At 33.7% G+C, this 18491-nt stretch carries 19 protein-coding genes; 7 read left to right on the plus strand and 12 right to left on the minus strand.

The features are described from left to right. Window positions 1-32 precede the first annotated feature (32 nt). A complete protein-coding gene (locus B5X62_RS00415) occupies window positions 33-1862 on the minus strand; it encodes a cytochrome-c peroxidase (protein WP_079665422.1) in 1830 nt (609 codons plus the stop codon). Window positions 1863-2129: 267 nt separating this feature from the next. Here B5X62_RS00415 and B5X62_RS00420 point away from each other — a divergent pair, with 267 nt between their 5' ends. Continuing rightward, window positions 2130-2984 (plus strand): nucleoside phosphorylase, encoded by an 855-nt coding sequence (locus B5X62_RS00420; protein ID WP_079665423.1) that lies wholly within the window; start codon window positions 2130-2132, stop codon window positions 2982-2984. An 81-nt stretch (window positions 2985-3065) separates the two neighbouring features. Here B5X62_RS00420 and B5X62_RS00425 read toward each other — a convergent pair whose 3' ends face one another. After that, the gene (locus tag B5X62_RS00425) at window positions 3066-3620 is read right to left on the minus strand and encodes a DNA-3-methyladenine glycosylase I (protein WP_079665424.1); all 555 of its coding nucleotides are present in this window, start codon (window positions 3618-3620) and stop codon (window positions 3066-3068) included. A 123-nt stretch (window positions 3621-3743) separates the two neighbouring features. Between B5X62_RS00425 and B5X62_RS00430 the strand changes: the two genes are divergently transcribed. The 6 genes from B5X62_RS00430 (at window position 3744) to B5X62_RS00455 (ending at window position 10328) form a co-directional block, all read left to right on the plus strand. Then, window positions 3744-4091: a hypothetical protein gene (locus B5X62_RS00430; RefSeq protein WP_079665425.1), complete on the plus strand. Its 348-nt coding sequence runs from the start codon at window positions 3744-3746 to the stop codon at window positions 4089-4091. Window positions 4092-4200: 109 nt separating this feature from the next. Then, window positions 4201-5373 (plus strand): M28 family peptidase, encoded by a 1173-nt coding sequence (locus B5X62_RS00435; protein ID WP_079665426.1) that lies wholly within the window; start codon window positions 4201-4203, stop codon window positions 5371-5373. A gap of 62 nt (window positions 5374-5435) precedes the next feature. After that, window positions 5436-6620, plus strand: coding sequence for a sigma-54-dependent transcriptional regulator (locus B5X62_RS00440; RefSeq protein ID WP_079665427.1), 1185 nt, complete (start codon window positions 5436-5438; stop codon window positions 6618-6620). 73 nt (window positions 6621-6693) lie between these two features. After that, on the plus strand, window positions 6694-8061 hold the full coding sequence (locus B5X62_RS00445; RefSeq protein WP_079665428.1) for an MATE family efflux transporter: 1368 nt from the start codon (window positions 6694-6696) through the stop codon (window positions 8059-8061). Window positions 8062-8070: 9 nt separating this feature from the next. Next, window positions 8071-9582 (plus strand): carbon-nitrogen hydrolase family protein, encoded by a 1512-nt coding sequence (locus B5X62_RS00450; protein WP_079665429.1) that lies wholly within the window; start codon window positions 8071-8073, stop codon window positions 9580-9582. 92 nt (window positions 9583-9674) lie between these two features. Continuing rightward, on the plus strand, window positions 9675-10328 hold the full coding sequence (locus tag B5X62_RS00455) for a YggS family pyridoxal phosphate-dependent enzyme (RefSeq protein WP_079665430.1): 654 nt from the start codon (window positions 9675-9677) through the stop codon (window positions 10326-10328). A gap of 83 nt (window positions 10329-10411) precedes the next feature. Here B5X62_RS00455 and B5X62_RS00460 read toward each other — a convergent pair whose 3' ends face one another. The 10 genes from B5X62_RS00460 to B5X62_RS00505 all read right to left on the minus strand — a co-directional run bounded on the left by B5X62_RS00460 (window position 10412) and on the right by B5X62_RS00505 (window position 18458). Continuing rightward, a complete protein-coding gene (locus B5X62_RS00460) occupies window positions 10412-11086 on the minus strand; it encodes a hypothetical protein (protein WP_079665431.1) in 675 nt (224 codons plus the stop codon). Between the two features lie 24 nt (window positions 11087-11110). Beyond that, entirely contained in the window at window positions 11111-11728 is a 618-nt protein-coding gene (locus tag B5X62_RS00465) for a hypothetical protein (protein ID WP_144038257.1), read from the minus strand. Between the two features lie 122 nt (window positions 11729-11850). Then, on the minus strand, window positions 11851-12438 hold the full coding sequence (locus B5X62_RS00470; RefSeq protein WP_079665433.1) for a DUF6705 family protein: 588 nt from the start codon (window positions 12436-12438) through the stop codon (window positions 11851-11853). Between the two features lie 67 nt (window positions 12439-12505). Further along, window positions 12506-13102 carry a DUF6705 family protein gene (locus tag B5X62_RS00475; protein ID WP_079665434.1) on the minus strand — a complete coding sequence of 199 codons (597 nt, stop codon included), beginning with the start codon at window positions 13100-13102 and terminating at the stop codon, window positions 12506-12508. 45 nt (window positions 13103-13147) lie between these two features. Further along, window positions 13148-13555, minus strand: a complete 408-nt coding sequence (locus B5X62_RS00480; RefSeq protein WP_144038258.1) for a hypothetical protein — start codon at window positions 13553-13555, stop codon at window positions 13148-13150. A gap of 64 nt (window positions 13556-13619) precedes the next feature. Continuing rightward, on the minus strand, window positions 13620-14726 hold the full coding sequence (locus B5X62_RS00485; protein WP_079665436.1) for a glycosyltransferase family 4 protein: 1107 nt from the start codon (window positions 14724-14726) through the stop codon (window positions 13620-13622). Between the two features lie 7 nt (window positions 14727-14733). Continuing rightward, complete coding sequence (locus tag B5X62_RS00490) at window positions 14734-15507, minus strand: polysaccharide deacetylase family protein (RefSeq protein ID WP_079665437.1); 774 nt, start codon at window positions 15505-15507, stop codon at window positions 14734-14736. Between the two features lie 2 nt (window positions 15508-15509). Continuing rightward, window positions 15510-16433 (minus strand): glycosyltransferase family 2 protein, encoded by a 924-nt coding sequence (locus B5X62_RS00495; protein ID WP_079665438.1) that lies wholly within the window; start codon window positions 16431-16433, stop codon window positions 15510-15512. After that, window positions 16430-17602, minus strand: a complete 1173-nt coding sequence (locus B5X62_RS00500; protein ID WP_079665439.1) for a glycosyltransferase family 87 protein — start codon at window positions 17600-17602, stop codon at window positions 16430-16432. The genes B5X62_RS00495 and B5X62_RS00500 overlap by 4 nt, the downstream gene beginning before the upstream one ends. A 34-nt stretch (window positions 17603-17636) precedes the next feature. Beyond that, window positions 17637-18458: a 2,3,4,5-tetrahydropyridine-2,6-dicarboxylate N-succinyltransferase gene (locus B5X62_RS00505; RefSeq protein ID WP_079665440.1), complete on the minus strand. Its 822-nt coding sequence runs from the start codon at window positions 18456-18458 to the stop codon at window positions 17637-17639. Between the last annotated feature and the right edge of the window lie 33 nt (window positions 18459-18491).

The following is an 18491-nucleotide window of genomic DNA, read 5'->3' on the forward strand; positions in this document are numbered from 1 at the left end:
CTAAAACTCAATGTTAACGTATGAATTTAACATTAATTCTTGTTTTTACTAATATCCGTAAGACTTTTCAGGAAAATGACAAGTTGCTTTTTTTCAGCATCATTTAGGTTTAATTTATCAGAAGGAAGCGTTTGATTATTAACCTTAAGACCAAGTCCTTCGCCTCCACCTTCGTTATAAAAATCGACAACTTCTTCCAAAGTATTGAAAGCACCATTATGAAAATAAGGTTTTGTCAATTCGATATTACGAACTGTAGTTGTCTTAAAAGAGTTTTCGTAGATCCAAGAACTTTCTTTTTTAACAATACTATTTGCTCTTCCCTTGTCTGTATCCAGTTCTAATGGTTTTTTATTAATAGGAGCTTTTGTAACACCTAAAATTTCGGATTCATTTTCATTAAAAAATGGTGGAACTAATCCTGAAAAATGTGGCACAAAATGGCAAGTCGCACAATTGGCTTTCCCCATAAAAAGATTAAAGCCTTTTTTAGCATCATCAGAAATGTCTTTTTCATTCCTCATAAAACGGTCAAAATCGCTATCGAAAGAGTAAAGTGATGCCACATAAGAACTCAAAGCTTTAGAAAAATTCATCTTATCAACTTTCCCATTTTTAAAAGCCTTTCTAAAAGCTTGTTTGTATTTAGAATCGGATTTCAGTTTCTTCAAAATACTTTCGTAGCTTGTATTAAATTCTTGTTCGTTATAAATAACATGCTCTACTTGTTGCTCCAAATAAAAAGCTCGCATGTCATAGAAAAATCGTTTTGCAAAAACAGCATTATAAAGTGACGGCGAATTCCTCAAAACCGTTTTGCCTTCTACATTACTTGGCGACTTGGCTTTAAGATCTGTGAATGCATTCTCGGGAAGATGACAAGTAGCGCAACTCATTCTTCCGTTGTCGCTAAGATTTTGATCATAGAAAATAGCTTTCCCAAGACTTCGCAAATCCTTATTATCTTCAGATTCTTTTAATAATGTAAAAAAATACGGGTTAAGAAAATCGCTACTAAAAAAGTTTTTGTTACCAACATTCCAACCAGAAAATTCTTTTAGATCGTCAGGATTTCCATCCCAACCTTCCAATTCTTCATACAAAGGCTGAACTATTTTTTTATAAAATTCGATTCGGTCAAAGCTTTCAAAATCGGTATTTTTAGAAAGATAAACATCAGCCAAATCAAAAAATTCATTGGCTTTTTTAACATCAAAATTTTTGAAATAAGCATCATCATTCACGTATTTTTTCATTCCTAAAAAAGCATGACGCGCTTCTTCTGCTATATTCAAAGAGCCTGGCGTATCAAATCCTGTAACACCAAGACTGTAGATTCTTATCAGTTCTATCCTCAAAGGTAAGGTTTTGTTAGCGCCTTTGCTGATGCCATTAGTAGTGGCACTTAGATAAAAATTATTGTACTTATTAAACAACAAACCTGTTATTTCTTTGATTTGCTCTTTATTGTCTCTAATTTCATCTGAAAAAATAAGCTCATCCAAAACCTGCAATCCTTCTGGTGGCAATGTATAAGACGTTGTACCAGCGCCTTCTAGACGATACAATGGCGCACTATTAATATTGGTTTTTACAAATTCGGGATAATGGTATGCGATATAGAATTCAATTTCTTTAAAACTATTTCTTGTGTTTTTTAAAGATTGTTGAAGTGCTTCAGTAGAGATTTTATCTTCACCAAATAACTGAACATCTGTTTTTAATTTCTCTAAAGCTTTTTTAAAATTGGAAAGTCCAATATTAATTGAGTTATTTTCTGCTTTTTTGCCATTATAACTCTTATCAAACGACATTGCAGAAAATCCAATAACAATCACCAAAACATAGATAAAATACTTCATGAAAAATTTTTCCTACAAAACTATTGTTACCATATTATCTAGAGCTTAATCTTATGTTATGATATGTTTACGTTTTTTTGATTAAATCAAGAAATTCTAAATATGACAAACGCAAGATTAATATATTAGTGAATATGTGAGAATATTTACTAAATTAGCACCTCTAAAAATTTTTAGACTTAAAAATTACCGAACGAATGCTGACTTCAATCCGTTCCAAAAGCTTCTAAAACAGAGGTTTTTCATTAATTAAAAAAACAATAAAATATGCTTAATAAACTTGCAGCTTCGGAGCTGGTTCTTAACGACGACGGAAGTGTTTATCACCTTAACCTTTTACCAGAAGATATTGCTGACAAAATCTTGTTAGTTGGCGATCCTGACCGTGTACCACGTGTTTCAAAATATTTTGACACCGTAGAAATAAAGAAAAACAAACGCGAATTCTATACGCATACTGGGACACTTCGTGGCGAAAGAATTACTGTGATGTCAACAGGTATCGGTACCGAAAATATCGATATCGTAATGAACGAATTGGATGCGTTGGTGAACATCGATCTTAAGAATAAAGAGTTCAAAACAGAACATAAGTCTTTGGATCTTTTCCGTATGGGGACTTGTGGCAGCGTTAATCCTGACATCCAAGTTGACAATCTTTTGGTGAGCGAAAATGTTGTTGGTCTTGACGGACTAATGCATTTCTATAGCGATTATAAATTTGAAAACGAATTCAGTAAGTCATTTTTAGACAACTTCCCTTACGCTAACATTAAGCCAATGTTGTACTTTTCGGATTGTGCGCCAGAATTGCTAGATCTTTACAAGGATGCAAAATACCACGGTAATACGGCGACCTTCCCTGGATTCTATGCGCCGCAAGGACGTCAATTGAGACTAAAAGCTTTGGATGATCAATTCTTAGAAAAACTAAATGATTTAGGGATTTCAAACTTCGAAATGGAAACTTCGGCAATCTATGGACTTTCAAAATTATTAGGACACAAAGCTATTACTGTTAACTGCGTTATCGCGAACAGAAGACGTGGCGAATTTGCTGCAGATCACCATGCTTCAGAAAAAATGATGATCGAATGGGTGCTAGAACGTGTTATTAAATAAGTTCGAAACTCTCATTTAATCCAAATAAAAAAGCCTAGATTTATGTCTAGGCTTTCTTTTTTTTCGGTTTTAAAATAAAAACTATCTCGCATGACAATCCAAAATATGGTCATTAACCATACCTGTCGCTTGCATGTGCGCATAGACAACCGTCGATCCAAGAAATTTAAATCCTCTTTTTTTCAAATCTTTTGCTAAAGCATCAGAAATATCAGTGGTTGCAGGTACGTCTTTCAGAGTTGAAGGTTGATTAATAATGGGTTGATTATCGACAAATCCCCAAATATATTTTGAAAAACTTCCAAATTCTTTTTGGACTTCCATAAAGCGTTTAGCATTATTTATCGTTGCTAAAACTTTTAATCGATTTCTAACAATACCAGTATCAGCCATCAACTCTTCCACTTTCGCATCATTATATTCAGCTATAATTTTATAATTAAAATTGTCAAAAGCTTTTCTAAAATTTTCTCTTTTTCTTAAAATCGTAATCCAACTAAGTCCAGCTTGGAAGCTTTCTAAAACCAAAAACTCAAAAAGTATCTCGTCATCATAGACTGGTTTTCCCCATTCGTTATCGTGATAGTCCATGTAAAGCTCGTCTTTACCACACCAACCACATCTTATTTTTTCCATTTTTGTCAAATTTTAGTTAAGAAAAGTTTGTGAAAAAATAAGAAATATTTTAACATCCATTATAACTATGATGGAATATATTTTGAAAATACTATTAACATCAAACATTAAATATTTAAAACAATGGACAATCAAGATTATAACAAAGCAAAAGAAGTTGTTAACGATGCAAAAGAATCTCTTAATAGCTTTGCAAACAACTCTCAAGAGAAAATTACAGAATTAGCGAATAAAGCTAAAAACTATATTGACGAGCAAAAGAGAAATAACCAAGAACCTAGCAAAGAAGGCTTTTTTGATCAAATAAAAAACTCGGTTGCTAATGCTTGGGACGATACCAAAGATTTCGCAGAAGAAGCTTGGCAAACGACAAAAAATACAACATCAGAACTTTACGAAAAAGCGGCTGATAAAACTGAAGAAATTAAAGATAATATCGCTGACAAGCTAGATTCTAATAAAGAAGAATAAGCTAAAAGCGCTTTCATATTAACGCACTATCATTTACTTAAGAGGAATTTATAATTCCTCTTTTTTATGTTTAAGAATAAAATTATCTTTGGAAACCTAAACTTTTAAAATGACACTAAAATCTTCTTTGTTAATCGCTGCCACTTTTATAACCAATTTGTACTTTAGTCAAACTGCAAATCCTTATTATGCGTCGATTAGTAATCAAGTGACACAAAGTAATATTACAACCAATCTTCAAGAATTTGAAAATATTGGTATCAAAACTACTGGAAGTACAAAATTGACAGAAGCATTAACTTGGCTTAAAACTAAATACACAGGCTTTGGTTACAGTGCTTCAGAAATGCAAGAACATAGTTTTAATTACCAAGGTACAACCTCCAAAAATTTAATCATAACAAAAACTGGGACTAAATATCCTGATACTTTTGTGATTATCTGCGGGCATTATGACACGATTAACGGTCCTGGGACTAATGACAACGGAAGTGGTGTTTCTGTGATTTTGGAAGTAGCTCGACTTTTAAAAAATATCGAAACCGAATATTCTATCAAATTCATCAATTTTGCAGGTGAAGAACAAGGTCTTATCGGAAGTTCGGCTTATGTCAATAATGTTGTTAATGGCACAAATCCAAAAATGAATATTAAACTGGTTTTTAATATTGATGAAGTTGGCGGCGTAGCTGGTAAAGTCAACAACCAAATCATGTGTGAGCGTGATGAGAGTAACTATGTTAGTTCTAACAATGCAGCATCCAATACGGTTACGCAGCAGTTGATGTCTTATGTAAGTCTATATTCGCCATTGCAACCAAAGTTGTCTCACGCTTACAATTCCGATTATATGCCGTTTGAAAATAATGGTGAAGTGATTACTGGTTTCTACGAAGCTAATGAAAGCGATCAACCGCACTCTTCTGGCGATACATTCGCAAAGTTAGATCCTGTATATATTTTTAATGTTGCTAAAGCTGCAACTGGCGCAATGATGCACTTTGCTGGTGCAAAAAACCAAACGATGGCAGTTTGTACACCCGAAGATCAAGTCAAAAGTCTAAAGATTTCTCCAAATCCCGCTAACGATTATATTACTTTAGAATTTTTAAATAAAAAACTTAAAGAATATAATTTTAGTATCGTTGATGCTTTGGGAAAAACAGTTTTAAATATTAAAAATGAAGACCGCATTAACATTCAATCCTTAAGAAAAGGAGTCTATTTTGGGACTTTATCGATAGACGGAATTTCTCACACCAAAAAAATATTGGTAGATTAAGAGAACATTTCATAATTAAATGATTAATTAATAATTAGTACAATTTTTGTTACCTTTGCCCTATGCAAAAAATTCTTATTGTAGAAGACGAAAAAGCCATTTCAGGCGTTCTTCATAGTATTTTATCAGAAGAGCTTACAGATTACGAATTCGAAATCGCTAACGACGGGCTCGAAGCCTTAAAAATTCTTGAAAAAGAAGATTTCTCGTTGGTTATTTCTGATATCAAAATGCCAAAACTTTCTGGTACCGAATTACTAAAAGAAACCATGCAAATAAAACCAGAAACTACTTTTGTAATGATTTCTGGTCATGCCGATATCGACACAGCTGTTAATTGTCTTAAAGATGGCGCTTATGATTTCATATCAAAACCTATCGACATTAACAGATTGATTACCAGCGTTAAAAATGCTTTAGACAAAGGTAATCTACAGAAAGATAATAAAAGTTTAAAATCAGAAAACAACCAACTTAAAAAGAAAGTCAACAAAAAATATCAAATGATTGGTAATTCTCCAGCTTTGAAGATGATCCAAGATATGATAGAAAAAGTGGCAGCTTCTGACGCTAGAGTTTTGATTACAGGTCCTAACGGTGCTGGTAAAGAATTGGTTGCGCACGCGATCCACGCACAAAGTGAAAGATCGAAAGGTCCAATGGTTGAAGTTAACTGTGCGGCAATCCCGTCAGAACTTATTGAAAGTGAATTATTTGGACACGTTAAAGGTTCTTTCACAGGAGCTATTAAAGATAAATCTGGAAAATTTGAACAAGCTAATGGCGGAACAATTTTCTTGGATGAAATAGGTGATATGAGTTTGGTAGCACAAGCTAAAGTGCTTCGTGCTTTACAAGAAAGCAAAGTATCTCCTGTTGGTAGCGATAAAGAAATAAAAGTTGACGTTAGAGTTGTAGCAGCGACTAACAAAGATTTGCATAAAGAAATTGCGGACGGAAAATTCCGTGAAGACTTGTTCCACAGACTTTCTGTTATCGAAATCCATGTTCCGGCTTTGGATGATCGTAAAGATGACATTCCTCTTTTGGTGGAGCATTTTGCAAAAAACATCGCTGATGAGCAAGGAAATGCTGCGAAAAAATTTGATGATAAAGCCATTGCGGCTCTTAAACAATTCAGTTGGACTGGTAACATCCGTGAGCTTAGAAACGTTGTAGAACGTTTGGTTATTTTGGGTGCAAATCCTGTTTCGGCGGAAGATGTTGCTAATTTTGTGAGAAAGTAAACGATTTTAATATTCTATGGAAACCGCAGAACTTTAAAATCTGCGGTTTTTTGTTTTAAAAATTTAATAATATATGAAGTTTCTTGACTTAAAATATACTCGCGAATCTCTAACCTTAGCATTGCCAGTAATGTTGACGCAAGTTGGACAAGTTTCCGTTAACTTGTTCGACAACATTATTGTCGGCAAGTTGCTTGGCTCGCAAGCTCTAGCTTCGGTGTCATTGGGAAATGCAGTGTTCTTTTCGATTTTTGTTTTAGCATTAGGATTTTCTTTTGCAATTCCGCCTTTGGTTTCGGAAGCGAAAACTCAAGAAAAACATTCGATTATTAATAATGTTTTTCGTCACGGTTTCGTCATTAATATGACCGTTGGGATTATACTGATGTTAGCTTTAATGTTAGCACTTCCACTACTCTATCATATGGATCAACCAAAGGAAATTATCCCCGATACCATTGACTTTTTGCACATTATGGCGATTAGTATGATACCTTTTATGATGTTCCAAACTTTGCGCGAGGTTTCGGAAGGTCTTAGCTATACAATTGGTGTAACAAAAGCAACAATTCTTGCCAATATCATTAATGTAGTTCTCAATTATATTTTCATAAAAGGTATGTTTGGACTTCCAGCAATGGGCGTACAAGGATCGGCTTTAGCCACTTTAATTGCGAGAATTTTCATGGTAGTTTTCCTTTATTTTGTGATGGTTAAGGAGCCAAAAACAAAACGTTATATTAAAGAATTTAGTCTTAAAATATCGGAGTTTAGCAAGTCAATGTTTAATAAAATGATTAAACTTGGGCTTCCAACAGCTTTACAGATGTTTTTTGAAGTAACGGCTTTTGCTGGTGCGGCTTTTATTTGCGGATTAATAAGTGCAAAAGACATTGCATCACACCAAATCGCTTTGTCCATGGCATCGTTTACTTTTAATCTTTGTATTGGTTTTAGCGTTGCATCAACAGTTATGATTGGTAATCGACTCGGAAATCATGATTTTATAGGTTTAAGAAAAGTCGGAATCAACAATCTTAAAATGGCATTTCTATTTATGATATTTTGTGGTTTAATCTTTATTACATTTAGAGATATTTTACCACATTTCTTCACGAAAGAAAGCGATGTTGAAGTCATTACTTTAGCATCAAAATTATTGATAATCGCAGCACTTTTCCAATTGTCAGATGGCATACAAGTAGCAGCATTAGGCGCATTGAGAGGCATACAAGATGTTAAAATCCCAAGTATTATTACCTTTATTGCGTACTGGATTTTCACAATTCCACTGGGTTATTATTTATGTTATATTCAGAAAATGGGCGCACTCGGTATGTGGATTGCATTAGGAATTGGACTGACGATCTCAGCTGTACTTTTGGTGACAAGATTTTTAAAACTTTCGTCAAGATTAATTCATTCAAAATCAAACATTTAAAAACACAATATGCAAGTAGATATTAGAAAACTTTCGATAGACGATTACGACGAACTGGCAACAGCCATGCAAAATGCTTATCCCGATATTGAAGATAATGTTTGGGCAAAACGAAATATTCAAAAATTAACTTCTATTTTTCCTGAAGGTCAGTTGTGTATTACAGTTGACGGAAAATTGGTTGCTGCAGCACTTTCGATCGTTGTACAGTACGAAATATTTGGAGATCAACATACTTACGACGAAATTACAGGACAAGAGAGCTTTAACACGCACAGTAATATCGGTAATACACTTTATGGCATCGAGGTTTTTGTCGATCCAGAATATCGTACGTTAAGACTGGGACGAAGATTATACGATGCGCGTAAAGAATTATGCGAAATTAAAAATCTAAAATCCATCATCATAGGTGGAAGAATCCCAAATTATCACCTGTATAGCAATGAGTTAACTCCTCGAGAATACATCAAAAAAGTTAGATTAAAAGAAATCTACGATCCAGTTCTTAGTTTCCAATTATCGAATAACTTTTCTCCTCTAAAAATATTAAAAGGTTATCTAAAAGGCGATGTGGAATCCGAAGAATACGCAGTTCTTCTACAATGGAATAACATCTACTATACCTCCAAAAAGAATACGATGCAAGACAGCGTCATCAGACTTGGTTTGGTACAATGGCAAATGCGTCACTTCAAAGATATTGACGCTTTTTATCAACAAGTTGAATTCTTTGTTGATGTTTTAGGAAGTTATGAATCCGATTTCTGTGTATTCCCAGAATTGTTTAACACGCCTTTGTTGGCGCAGTTTAATCACATGCACGAGCGCGAAGCGATGGAAAAGCTTGCCGAAATGACGGAAAAAATTCGAAATAAAATTTCGGAATATGCTGTTAGCTACAACGTGAATATTATTTCGGGCAGTATGCCGATCATGGAAGATGGCAAAATGTTTAATGCTAGTTATCTTTGCCACCGCGATGGGAAAATCGACGAATATCGAAAAATCCATATTACACCTAACGAAAGACGTTATTACGGGATGCAAGGTGGTAACGACATCAAAGTTATTGACACCGATTGCGGAAAAATTGGTATTGTAATTTGTTATGATGTCGAGTTCCCAGAATTACCTAGAATCTTAGCAGATCAAGGCATGAAGATTTTGTTTGTTCCTTACTTGACGGACACACAAAACGCATACACAAGAGTTAGAAATTGTGCAGCTGCGCGCGCCATCGAAAACGAATGTTATGTTGCTATAACGGGTTGCGTTGGTAACTTGCCAGGTGTTAGCAATATGGATATACAGTTTGGACAAGCGGCAGTTTTCACGCCGTCAGACTTTGCGTTTCCGTCCAATGCTACAAAAGGTGAAGCGACGCCAAATACCGAAATGACTTTAATCGTCGATGTAGATCTTAATCTTTTAAAAGAATTACATTACAATGGCGCAGTACAAGTCATGAACGATCGTCGAAAAGACCTTTATGAAACCGTTAATCTATTAAATAAGTAAATAGGTTTTAGGTTTTAGGTTTTAGCAAAATTAATTCATAATTCATAACTCATAACTCATAACTCATAATTCATAATTAACAATTAAGAAAAATGTCTATTAAAGAACAATATCAACATATTAAATCTCAACTTCCAGAGGATGTAACTTTGGTTGCAGTTTCTAAAAATCACCCGATTGAAAAAATTCAAGAAGTTTATAATTTCGGACAACGCATTTTTGGAGAAAATAAAGTCCAAGAAATGATGGAGAAACAACCCAATCTTCCGTCGGATATCGAGTGGCATTTGATTGGGCATTTACAAACCAACAAGGTGAAATATATTGCACCTTTCGTAGCGATGATACAAAGTGTTGACAGCGAAAAATTACTTAGTGAAATCAACAAACAAGCTGAGAAAAACGAACGCACAATAAAAGTTCTTCTTCAAGTTAAAATCGCTGAAGAAGACACCAAAACAGGTCTTGAAGTTTCAGAAGCTAAAGAATTATTTCTAAAATATCTTCAAGGTGAATTTCCAAATATTGAAATTGTAGGCTTGATGGGAATGGCAAGTTTTGTCGATGATAAAGTACAAGTCAAAAGAGAATTTTCGTTCTTGAAAAGATTGTTTGACCAATTGTCGATGCAGAAAAAATTAGACGTTTTGTCAATGGGAATGAGTGATGACTTCCATCTCGCCATCGAATGTGGCGCCAATTCTGTTCGTGTTGGTTCTGCGATATTTGGACAACGGGTTTATTAGAATTTTGTAAAATATAAAAACGCTTTGGCATTACAAGATACTAAGCCGTTTTTTTTATTTTAGTTTTAAAAAAAACGCATTTATTACAAATTCCAGTAATTATAAATTTTATTAAAACTCATTTTTAAATCCTCAAAATTTTCTCCATTTATAATGTATAAATCCGAATAATAATATTTTGGAACATCTTTTTCTGTTTCAATTTTAAGGCTCAAAATGTAGACAAAGTCCTTTGTCTTCCATAGAAAATATTCTTTCTCAGCAAAATTATCAGAATCTATTTTTTGAGGATTTCCAAACTTCTTGACTAGAATATTTTTTAGATGTTCATAATTCTTCTTATTATCTTTATAAGAAAATGATACAGCTCGTAAAGACTGAAACTCATTTTTTTGATTGCTAATCATTTCAAGTTTTTGAAACTTCACATTTCCAAAAAAAGCCAAAGTATCTTTTGTATTAATGCTTTTCATCTCATATAACAGCAACTTTTTGGTATCAGAAACGTCAATTGTTTTAATGCCTTCAACAAATTTATATTGTTTCAAAAGCTTGTCATAAGCAGGTGTGTCCATTTTGTCTTGTTCAAGAAGTTCAGTCGTTTTTTTATTTAATTCTAACTGTTTTTTGTAAAAACTATTGACATCAAAAGGCATTTTGAAGTTTTCCAAGTTTATCTTATCCTTTCCCAATTCCAAATGCTGGGCAGAAAACATCACCGAAGCAAAAACTACAATAATCCGAATTATGTTTTTCATAACATTATTATTTATAAGAAAATATTATTCTTCAGCATATTCCGGATTTAGAAATGTTAAATTTTGAGGCACTTTTATTTCAACAAATTTTTCTACATCAAAATCGATTTTCCAAATTTTGTAAATCCTTGTAATACTTTCTTTTCCGCTATCCTCATACTCTGCCAAATACACTTTTTCGGAACCGTCTAATGTCAAGTGAACAGCATTAAAATAAGTTTTGGGATGATTAGTTATTACATTTAGTTCATCAACAATTTTAAAATTAGCTTTACCATTATCATAGTAATTCATAAATTTTTCGAAAAGAATTTTGTTCTTTCCTTTGAAGCAATCGTCTACAACATTTGAATATTTTGCTATTGCAAATTTTTGTTCATTATCTTCAAGCAACATCCCAAAACATTCATGAATATTTAATTTATTGATTTCGATAGTTGTTTTCCCAATAAAAGAGGTATCCAAAATATCATGAGGATCTTGAGGTATTTCTTTTAATTCTATTGGTTGAGCCAATGTATCTTTTACAATATTTTTTGAAATTGTTGTTGAATCTGAATTCTGAAGATTCGAAACCGACTCTTCTTTTTTACAAGAAGTAAAAGCTAACAGAATAGAGAGAATTATAATATTTTTTGTCATTTTGCTTAAGAACTTAGATTGAAAGTAAAATTTCATTTCTTTAAAACTAAAATACGGAAATTATTAATTTTAAAAACAAAAGCAGCCAAAATTGACTGCTTTTTTGTATATCTAAAAATAGTTTATTTTGTTCTTACCTCACCAAAATCAAATGCTTTAGTAAATATTAAATCTTTAGTCTCTGGTAGATATATTGTAAGGTCTATACCTGGAGGACAAGTGGCATCGTCCAATATAATATCATTAGGACGATATTCCCAGGATAACTGATTAGCATTAAGCTTTTTTAGTATTACAACACCCCAACCAACTGAACAGTTAGTGCCAGAGTACAATAATGTTACCTCATTTTGAGCAGCTCGGGTAGCTATACTATAGAGTTGATTATTATTACTTGTAATATTTTTTGTATCCTGAAGAACGCTATCTGATGCATTTTTAACAACATACTTAACGACAAGTGCATCCATAAAATAAGTCTTATTAATACTTTTTTCAATTTTATTTTCTTGCTTTGTAAGATATAATGTTATCTTTTTATTCTCAAAGCTTGCTTCATAGACACCTGTATAAGCTTTTAACTCATTATCTAAATCTTTAACATACGCATTATTAGGAATATCGTCTAAGTAAGTATTAAGAGGAAGTGTTTGTGCTGTACATGATACAGAAGCTATAAATAAGCTAAATAAAACTGCAGTTTTCTTCATTATAAATATTGTCATATGATCCAAAAGCAGCCAAAATTGACTGCTTTTTTGTATATCTAAAAATAGTTTATTTTGTTCTTACCTCACCAAAATCAAATGCTTTAGTAAATATTAAATCTTTAGTTTTGGGAAGATATACTTTAATATCTGTACCTGGAGGACAAGTTTTATCTGTTAATATCGTAACCCCTGATACATACTCCCATGATAGTTGTGTTGCATTAAGCTTCGTTAGATTGACTATCCCGTTGCCAACGCCACAATTAGTCCCACCATAGGTTGCGAATAGCTTTTGTCCATTATCATCTACCCAATGACTAATAATAAAGTCTTTAGTAAGATTTGAGTTGAAAGTAATACTCCTACTATCTATTAATATATTCCCATTATAATCTTTTATCAAATAATTTACAATTAAGATATCTTTATAAAAAAGATTTATTCTATCAAGTAGCTTTTTATTATGTTTTGTAATAAATAATGTAATGCTTTTACCTTCATAATTAGCAGTATAAGTCCCTGTAAAACCAGAAAGCTCATTATTAGTATCTTTTAGATACACATAGTTGGGTAATTCTGTATAGAGCGTTTTAAGCGGATATACATCTTGTGCTTTACATGATATTGCAAAAATTACAATAAATAATAATAGTATTTTTTTCATATTGTCATAATATAAAAACAGCCAAAATTGGCTGTTTCATTTATTTTACTTAACAAGGATAATCTCTTTGTGCGACTTTTCTCTTTCGGAATATCGTTCGCCATAAAGTTTAATAAAATTATTGACAGCTCCTTCGTTAATCTGTTGATTGACAATGAAATTATTCTTAACAATCGTTTGGGCAATGGATTTTTTTAAATTAAGCCAAGTAGCATCCATCTCTGCAGCTTTGTCCAAATCCGAAAAAACAAATCGTAAATAAAGTTCTATTGAAGGTTTTCCATCTGCATCTTTTTTCAAAGGATTAACACTTTCTAAAAGAGCGATTGACATCAATGGCTTATCATCCAAACTGCTTATATGATACACGCAATTACTTGAAAACACACCGCAACCTTCTGCTTCTACTTTTGCTATTTCTTTTTTTCCATTATATAACATGTTATTTTTCATACTCTGCGATATCGCAAAACTAGAAAACAAAACACAAAAACCTATAAAATATTTTTTTTTCATATTATGTTGAATAAATTTGTTCATACACACGAATCAAATTTTGTGCTATCAACTTATCATTAAATTTTAATTGAGCAAACTCGTAAGATTTTTCGGCGCGGCGTTGTCTTTCGGATTCGTTGTCCCAAAGGAAACTTATTTTAGCCTTAACATCCTTAACATTAAGTGGATTAACATAGACCGCATCTTTTCCGCCAGCCTCGGGCAGACAACTTAGGTTACTGGTGATAACAGCAGTTTTAGAAAAATGAGCTTCGATAACGGGAATCCCAAAACCTTCGAACAAGCTTGGATACACAAAAATATCTGCCATTTGATAGATACAGGCCAATTCCTCCATCGATACGCCTTCCAAAAACTGAACTTGCGCTTCCAATTTTTCTTTTTTAATAAAGCTTAAAATCTGATCGGCGTATTTGGTTTTTCGACCAACCACAACCAACGGAATATCAGTATTTTGCAAAGCTTTAATCACCGTAAAAAGATTTTTGCGCTCTTCTATTGTACCAACATTTAACACAAATCGTTCTGGTAAATTATATTTTGATTTGACTGTATTAAGCTCTTCTTGTGACTTTTCGGTTTTGAAAGCCGCATGACAACCTTGGTACACAACAACCACTTTTTCGGCTGGGACTTTTAGCATTTCGATGACATCCTTTTTTGTTTGTTCCGAAATGGCGATAATTTTGTCAGCAGAATGTGCTGCTTTCTTAAATTTCCAAAAGTGAATTTTACGATCAAAAAATGAATAGAATTTAGGATAATGAACAAAAATCAAATCATGAATGGTTACAATTTTTTTGATTGTTTTTTTATTCCATTTTAAAGGTAATTCGCCCGATAATCCATGAAAAATATCCGCATCGAGATTCTGCGCATCCTTCCCCATTTTGAATTGTCGCGCCATATTTCCTTTCGAAATTGGACTAAAACTTACCGATGGATTTTCAAGAATCGTTTTACCACGTTCGTTTTCACGTTTTGCAAGAAGCATGTATTTGTTTTCAGGAAAAAACTCTGACAACATCCTCACAAGATCGCGCGAGTAATTGCCCAATCCCGAAGTGTTATTAAAAAAACGTTTGGCGTCGTATGCGATTTTCAAAATCTGATTAATTTATAATATCAACAAAATCCTTTATTGTACAGTATTTTCGCTTGTTTTTGTCAAGCCAAGTGAGAAAAGAATCAAACTTTTCGATCATTGCTTTTCCTGTATCTTTTGTCGTAAAGTTAGGCAATTTAAATTCAGGATTCTTGATATCCGCAAATTCCCAAGGATGAAAATAAATATTGAGATAGCCATTATCCTTCCAACTTCTCTTAGCTAAATAACGGTAGATAAACTCTGGAAAATTATGAAAACTCAACCAAAACAAAGGCACTCGAAAATTGGGAGACACCGAAGCAGGCAGTTGTACAACACCTTTTTTAGTAAAATAACGTTTGCTAATGCCAAGATTATTGTAACGTCCTGGCAAATAGGTCGGATTAATCGACGAGTTGTAAGTATAACCCGCCGCACGCACTTCCTCTTCGTCAACTGGACTCATGCGTGGCATACGAAGACCAACAACCTCGGTATTGAAAAGCTCTAACAGTCGTTCTCGAGAACTTTTAAGATGTTCATTTTTATAATCGGAATGGTACCAAGTGTGGCTCGCCAACTCGTGTCCCTCATCCAAAAGTCGTTTGATAAGATCTTGATTATTCTCTGCAAAAACAACCGTCGAGAAAAAGGTTGCTTTGGCATTATGTTTTTTTAATAGATCCAAAATGGCGATAGTACCACCTCTGGAAATTTGAATTTGTTGTTCGAATGAAATTTCACCTTTATACTCTAAAGGCATGTCGAACTCTTCAATATCGAAACTAAGTAAAACCATGGTTAAAAGTTTTTTGACCGAATAATATAGGTCGGTCTATGTTTTAGTTGTTTGAACATCTTACCGAGATAGCTCCCGATGATGCCAAGGATAATAAGCTGTACACCACCGAAAAACACGATGGTCATAATGAGCGATGCCCAACCAGAGATTTCGGTTTTTGCAATAAAAGCATAAATGACATACGGAATATAAAGCAAAGAAATTCCTGAGAAGAAAAATCCAAGATAAGCCGCCATGTATAAAGGTTTTACACTAAAAGATGTTATCCCTGTAAATGCAAATTTTAGCATTTTATTAAGGTCGTACTTACTGCTACCAGAAAAGCGTTGATCCGCCTCGAAGTGGATAGCATATTGTCGAAAGCCCATCCATTTGACCATCCCACGAAGAAAAACATCGGATTCGCTCATGGTTTTCATATTGTCAACCACTTTGCGGTCCATCAATCGAAAATCCGAACTTCCTTTTTCTAGTTCGACGTCCGATAAAGAGCTTAAAATTTTATAGAAAAAATTAGAAGTTTTCTTTTTAAAAAATGAAATTTCTTTGGGATATTTTCTAATTGTATACACCAAGTCATAACCTTCTTCCCATTTTTTAATCATTTCAGGAATGAGTCTTGGCGGATGTTGTAGGTCAGCATCCATAGAAATCACCAATTGTCCTTCGGCTTCATCTAGTCCAGCTTTAACAGCAAACTGATGTCCAAAATTTCGAGAAAATTCGATGTATTTGACCTCAGCATGTTTGGATGCTAAATCTTCTAAAACGGCTTGCGTATTATCACGACTTCCGTCATTTACAAAGACAATTTCGAAGTTATAATCTTCTAAGTTGTTAAAAACCAAATCAATTTCATGGAAAATCTTTTCGAGATTTCCTTCTTCATTATAGGCGGGTATTACGATGCTAACCTGCTTCATGATGTTACTTTATAATCGGTTTCAAAATTTTTGGTCATCAACTCGTAAATAATTCTCAGCCAAACAACGGTACACGGTAAAGCCTTTAAAGAATATTTAAAAATATAATTCTCTTTTATAAACTTTGGAAACAAATCTGAATTTGAAAAACACGTCAATAACAAAACAAAAACGAGCAATGCAATATCAATCGGCTTTTTCTCTTTCTGAATTAAAAACCAAATCATAACACCTGGAACTGCAATAATGTAAGTCGGCGACTCTGATCCCGAACTAAATAACACCGTAAACAAAAGTGTTGAAGCTAAAATTAAAAGTTTAAAAGCAAGATGCTGATATTGTTTAATTCTGATATAAGGCAGCGCAAACAACGGCAAACCTACCGCCATAAATGTTAGGTTAGAGATGCTAGCATCTTGTAAAAGTCTGCGCACCAATCCCATAACAGAAATATCTTGATAACTGTCAAGGACTTGGTTATGACCATTTTTAAGTTTAAGCTCTGTAAACCAATCTATGTAAGCTTGCACCCCAAAATGTGGTGACGAATATACCATCGGAATCAGAAAAAATAAAATACAAAACACCGCCAAAGCGACAATGAATTTCACTTTGTTTTTAATAAAGAAAAAAGCGGAAAGTCCCACAATACCATATATTTTAACAAAGATACCAAGCGCAATTGCTAAAGCAGATTTCACTTCTTTTTCTTTATAAATATAGGTTGCAGAAAGTATCAAAAGTCCTGTCAATGCAACATTAAACTGCAAACTAACCGAAGCTGTAATAAATTCTTGTAAACAAAGCCACAGAAAAAAAGCTTTATTTTTTGAAGCAAATGGTAAGCTTTTGACAGCAAAAAGAAAGACCAAAGTATTGGCGACATTCCACAAGGTGATGCCCATCCAATCTGGCATAATTGCAAAAGGCGCAATCAACGCACTAAAAATAATCCCATAATGATTGCAATCAAAATACAAGTCGGGATAATGGGCATAAAGATTTCGCTCTTTTAACGTATTGAAAAACACGTTTTTAAAAATCAAATAGTTATTGTAAGCGCCAGGTCCTCTTTTGTATTTTGACAAAGCAGACGCAGCACTTACAATAATATAGATAATCCCAATATACTTAGGATTTGAGATAAAATTTAGGAATTTGGTTTTCAAGATTTGGTTATTAGTTTTTCAAAAAAATCAAATTCTAAACAGCGACATTGTTCTCACGCAATGCATCGTTAAGAGACGTCTTCTTATCTGTCGACTCTTTTCTTTGACCGATGATTAATGCGCAAGGCACTTGATATTCTCCTGCTGGATATTGCTTTGTATAACTTCCAGGAATCACCACCGAACGTGCAGGCACACGACCTTTTATTTCGATTGGTTCTGGACCAGTCACATCAATAATTTTAGTAGAAGCCGTTAATACAACATTTGCTCCCAAAACCGCTTCCTTCTCCACATGTACACCTTCTACTACAATACATCTAGAACCGATAAAACAATCGTCCTCGATGATAACTGGTGCAGCTTGCAAAGGTTCTAGAACGCCACCAATACCAACACCACCAGAAAGGTGAACATTCTTACCAATTTGCGCACAACTACCAACTGTAGCCCAAGTGTCCACCATCGTTCCGCTATCTACATAAGCGCCGATGTTAACGTAAGACGGCATCATAATAACGCCACTCGCCACAAAACTTCCGTGTCTTGCAATCGCGTGAGGTACTACTCTAACACCTTTTTCAGCGTAATTTTTCTTTAAAGGGATTTTATCATGGAATTCGAATGGTCCAACCTCGATGGTTTCCATCGTTTGGATTGGGAAATAAAGCACCACTGCTTTTTTCACCCATTCGTTAACTTGCCATCCGTTGTCAGTCGGTTCTGCAACACGAAGCTCGCCTAAGTCTAGTTTTTCAACAACATTTCTAATCGCATCGGTGTATTGAGACTCTTTTAGAAGTTCTCTATTTTCCCATACTTTTTCAATCGTTTCTTTTAATTCCTGTAAAGACATAGTTTTATATTTACTTTATTTAATACAATTTTG

The organism is Soonwooa buanensis (assembly GCF_900167905.1).
Lineage (GTDB): Bacteria > Bacteroidota > Bacteroidia > Flavobacteriales > Weeksellaceae > Soonwooa > Soonwooa buanensis.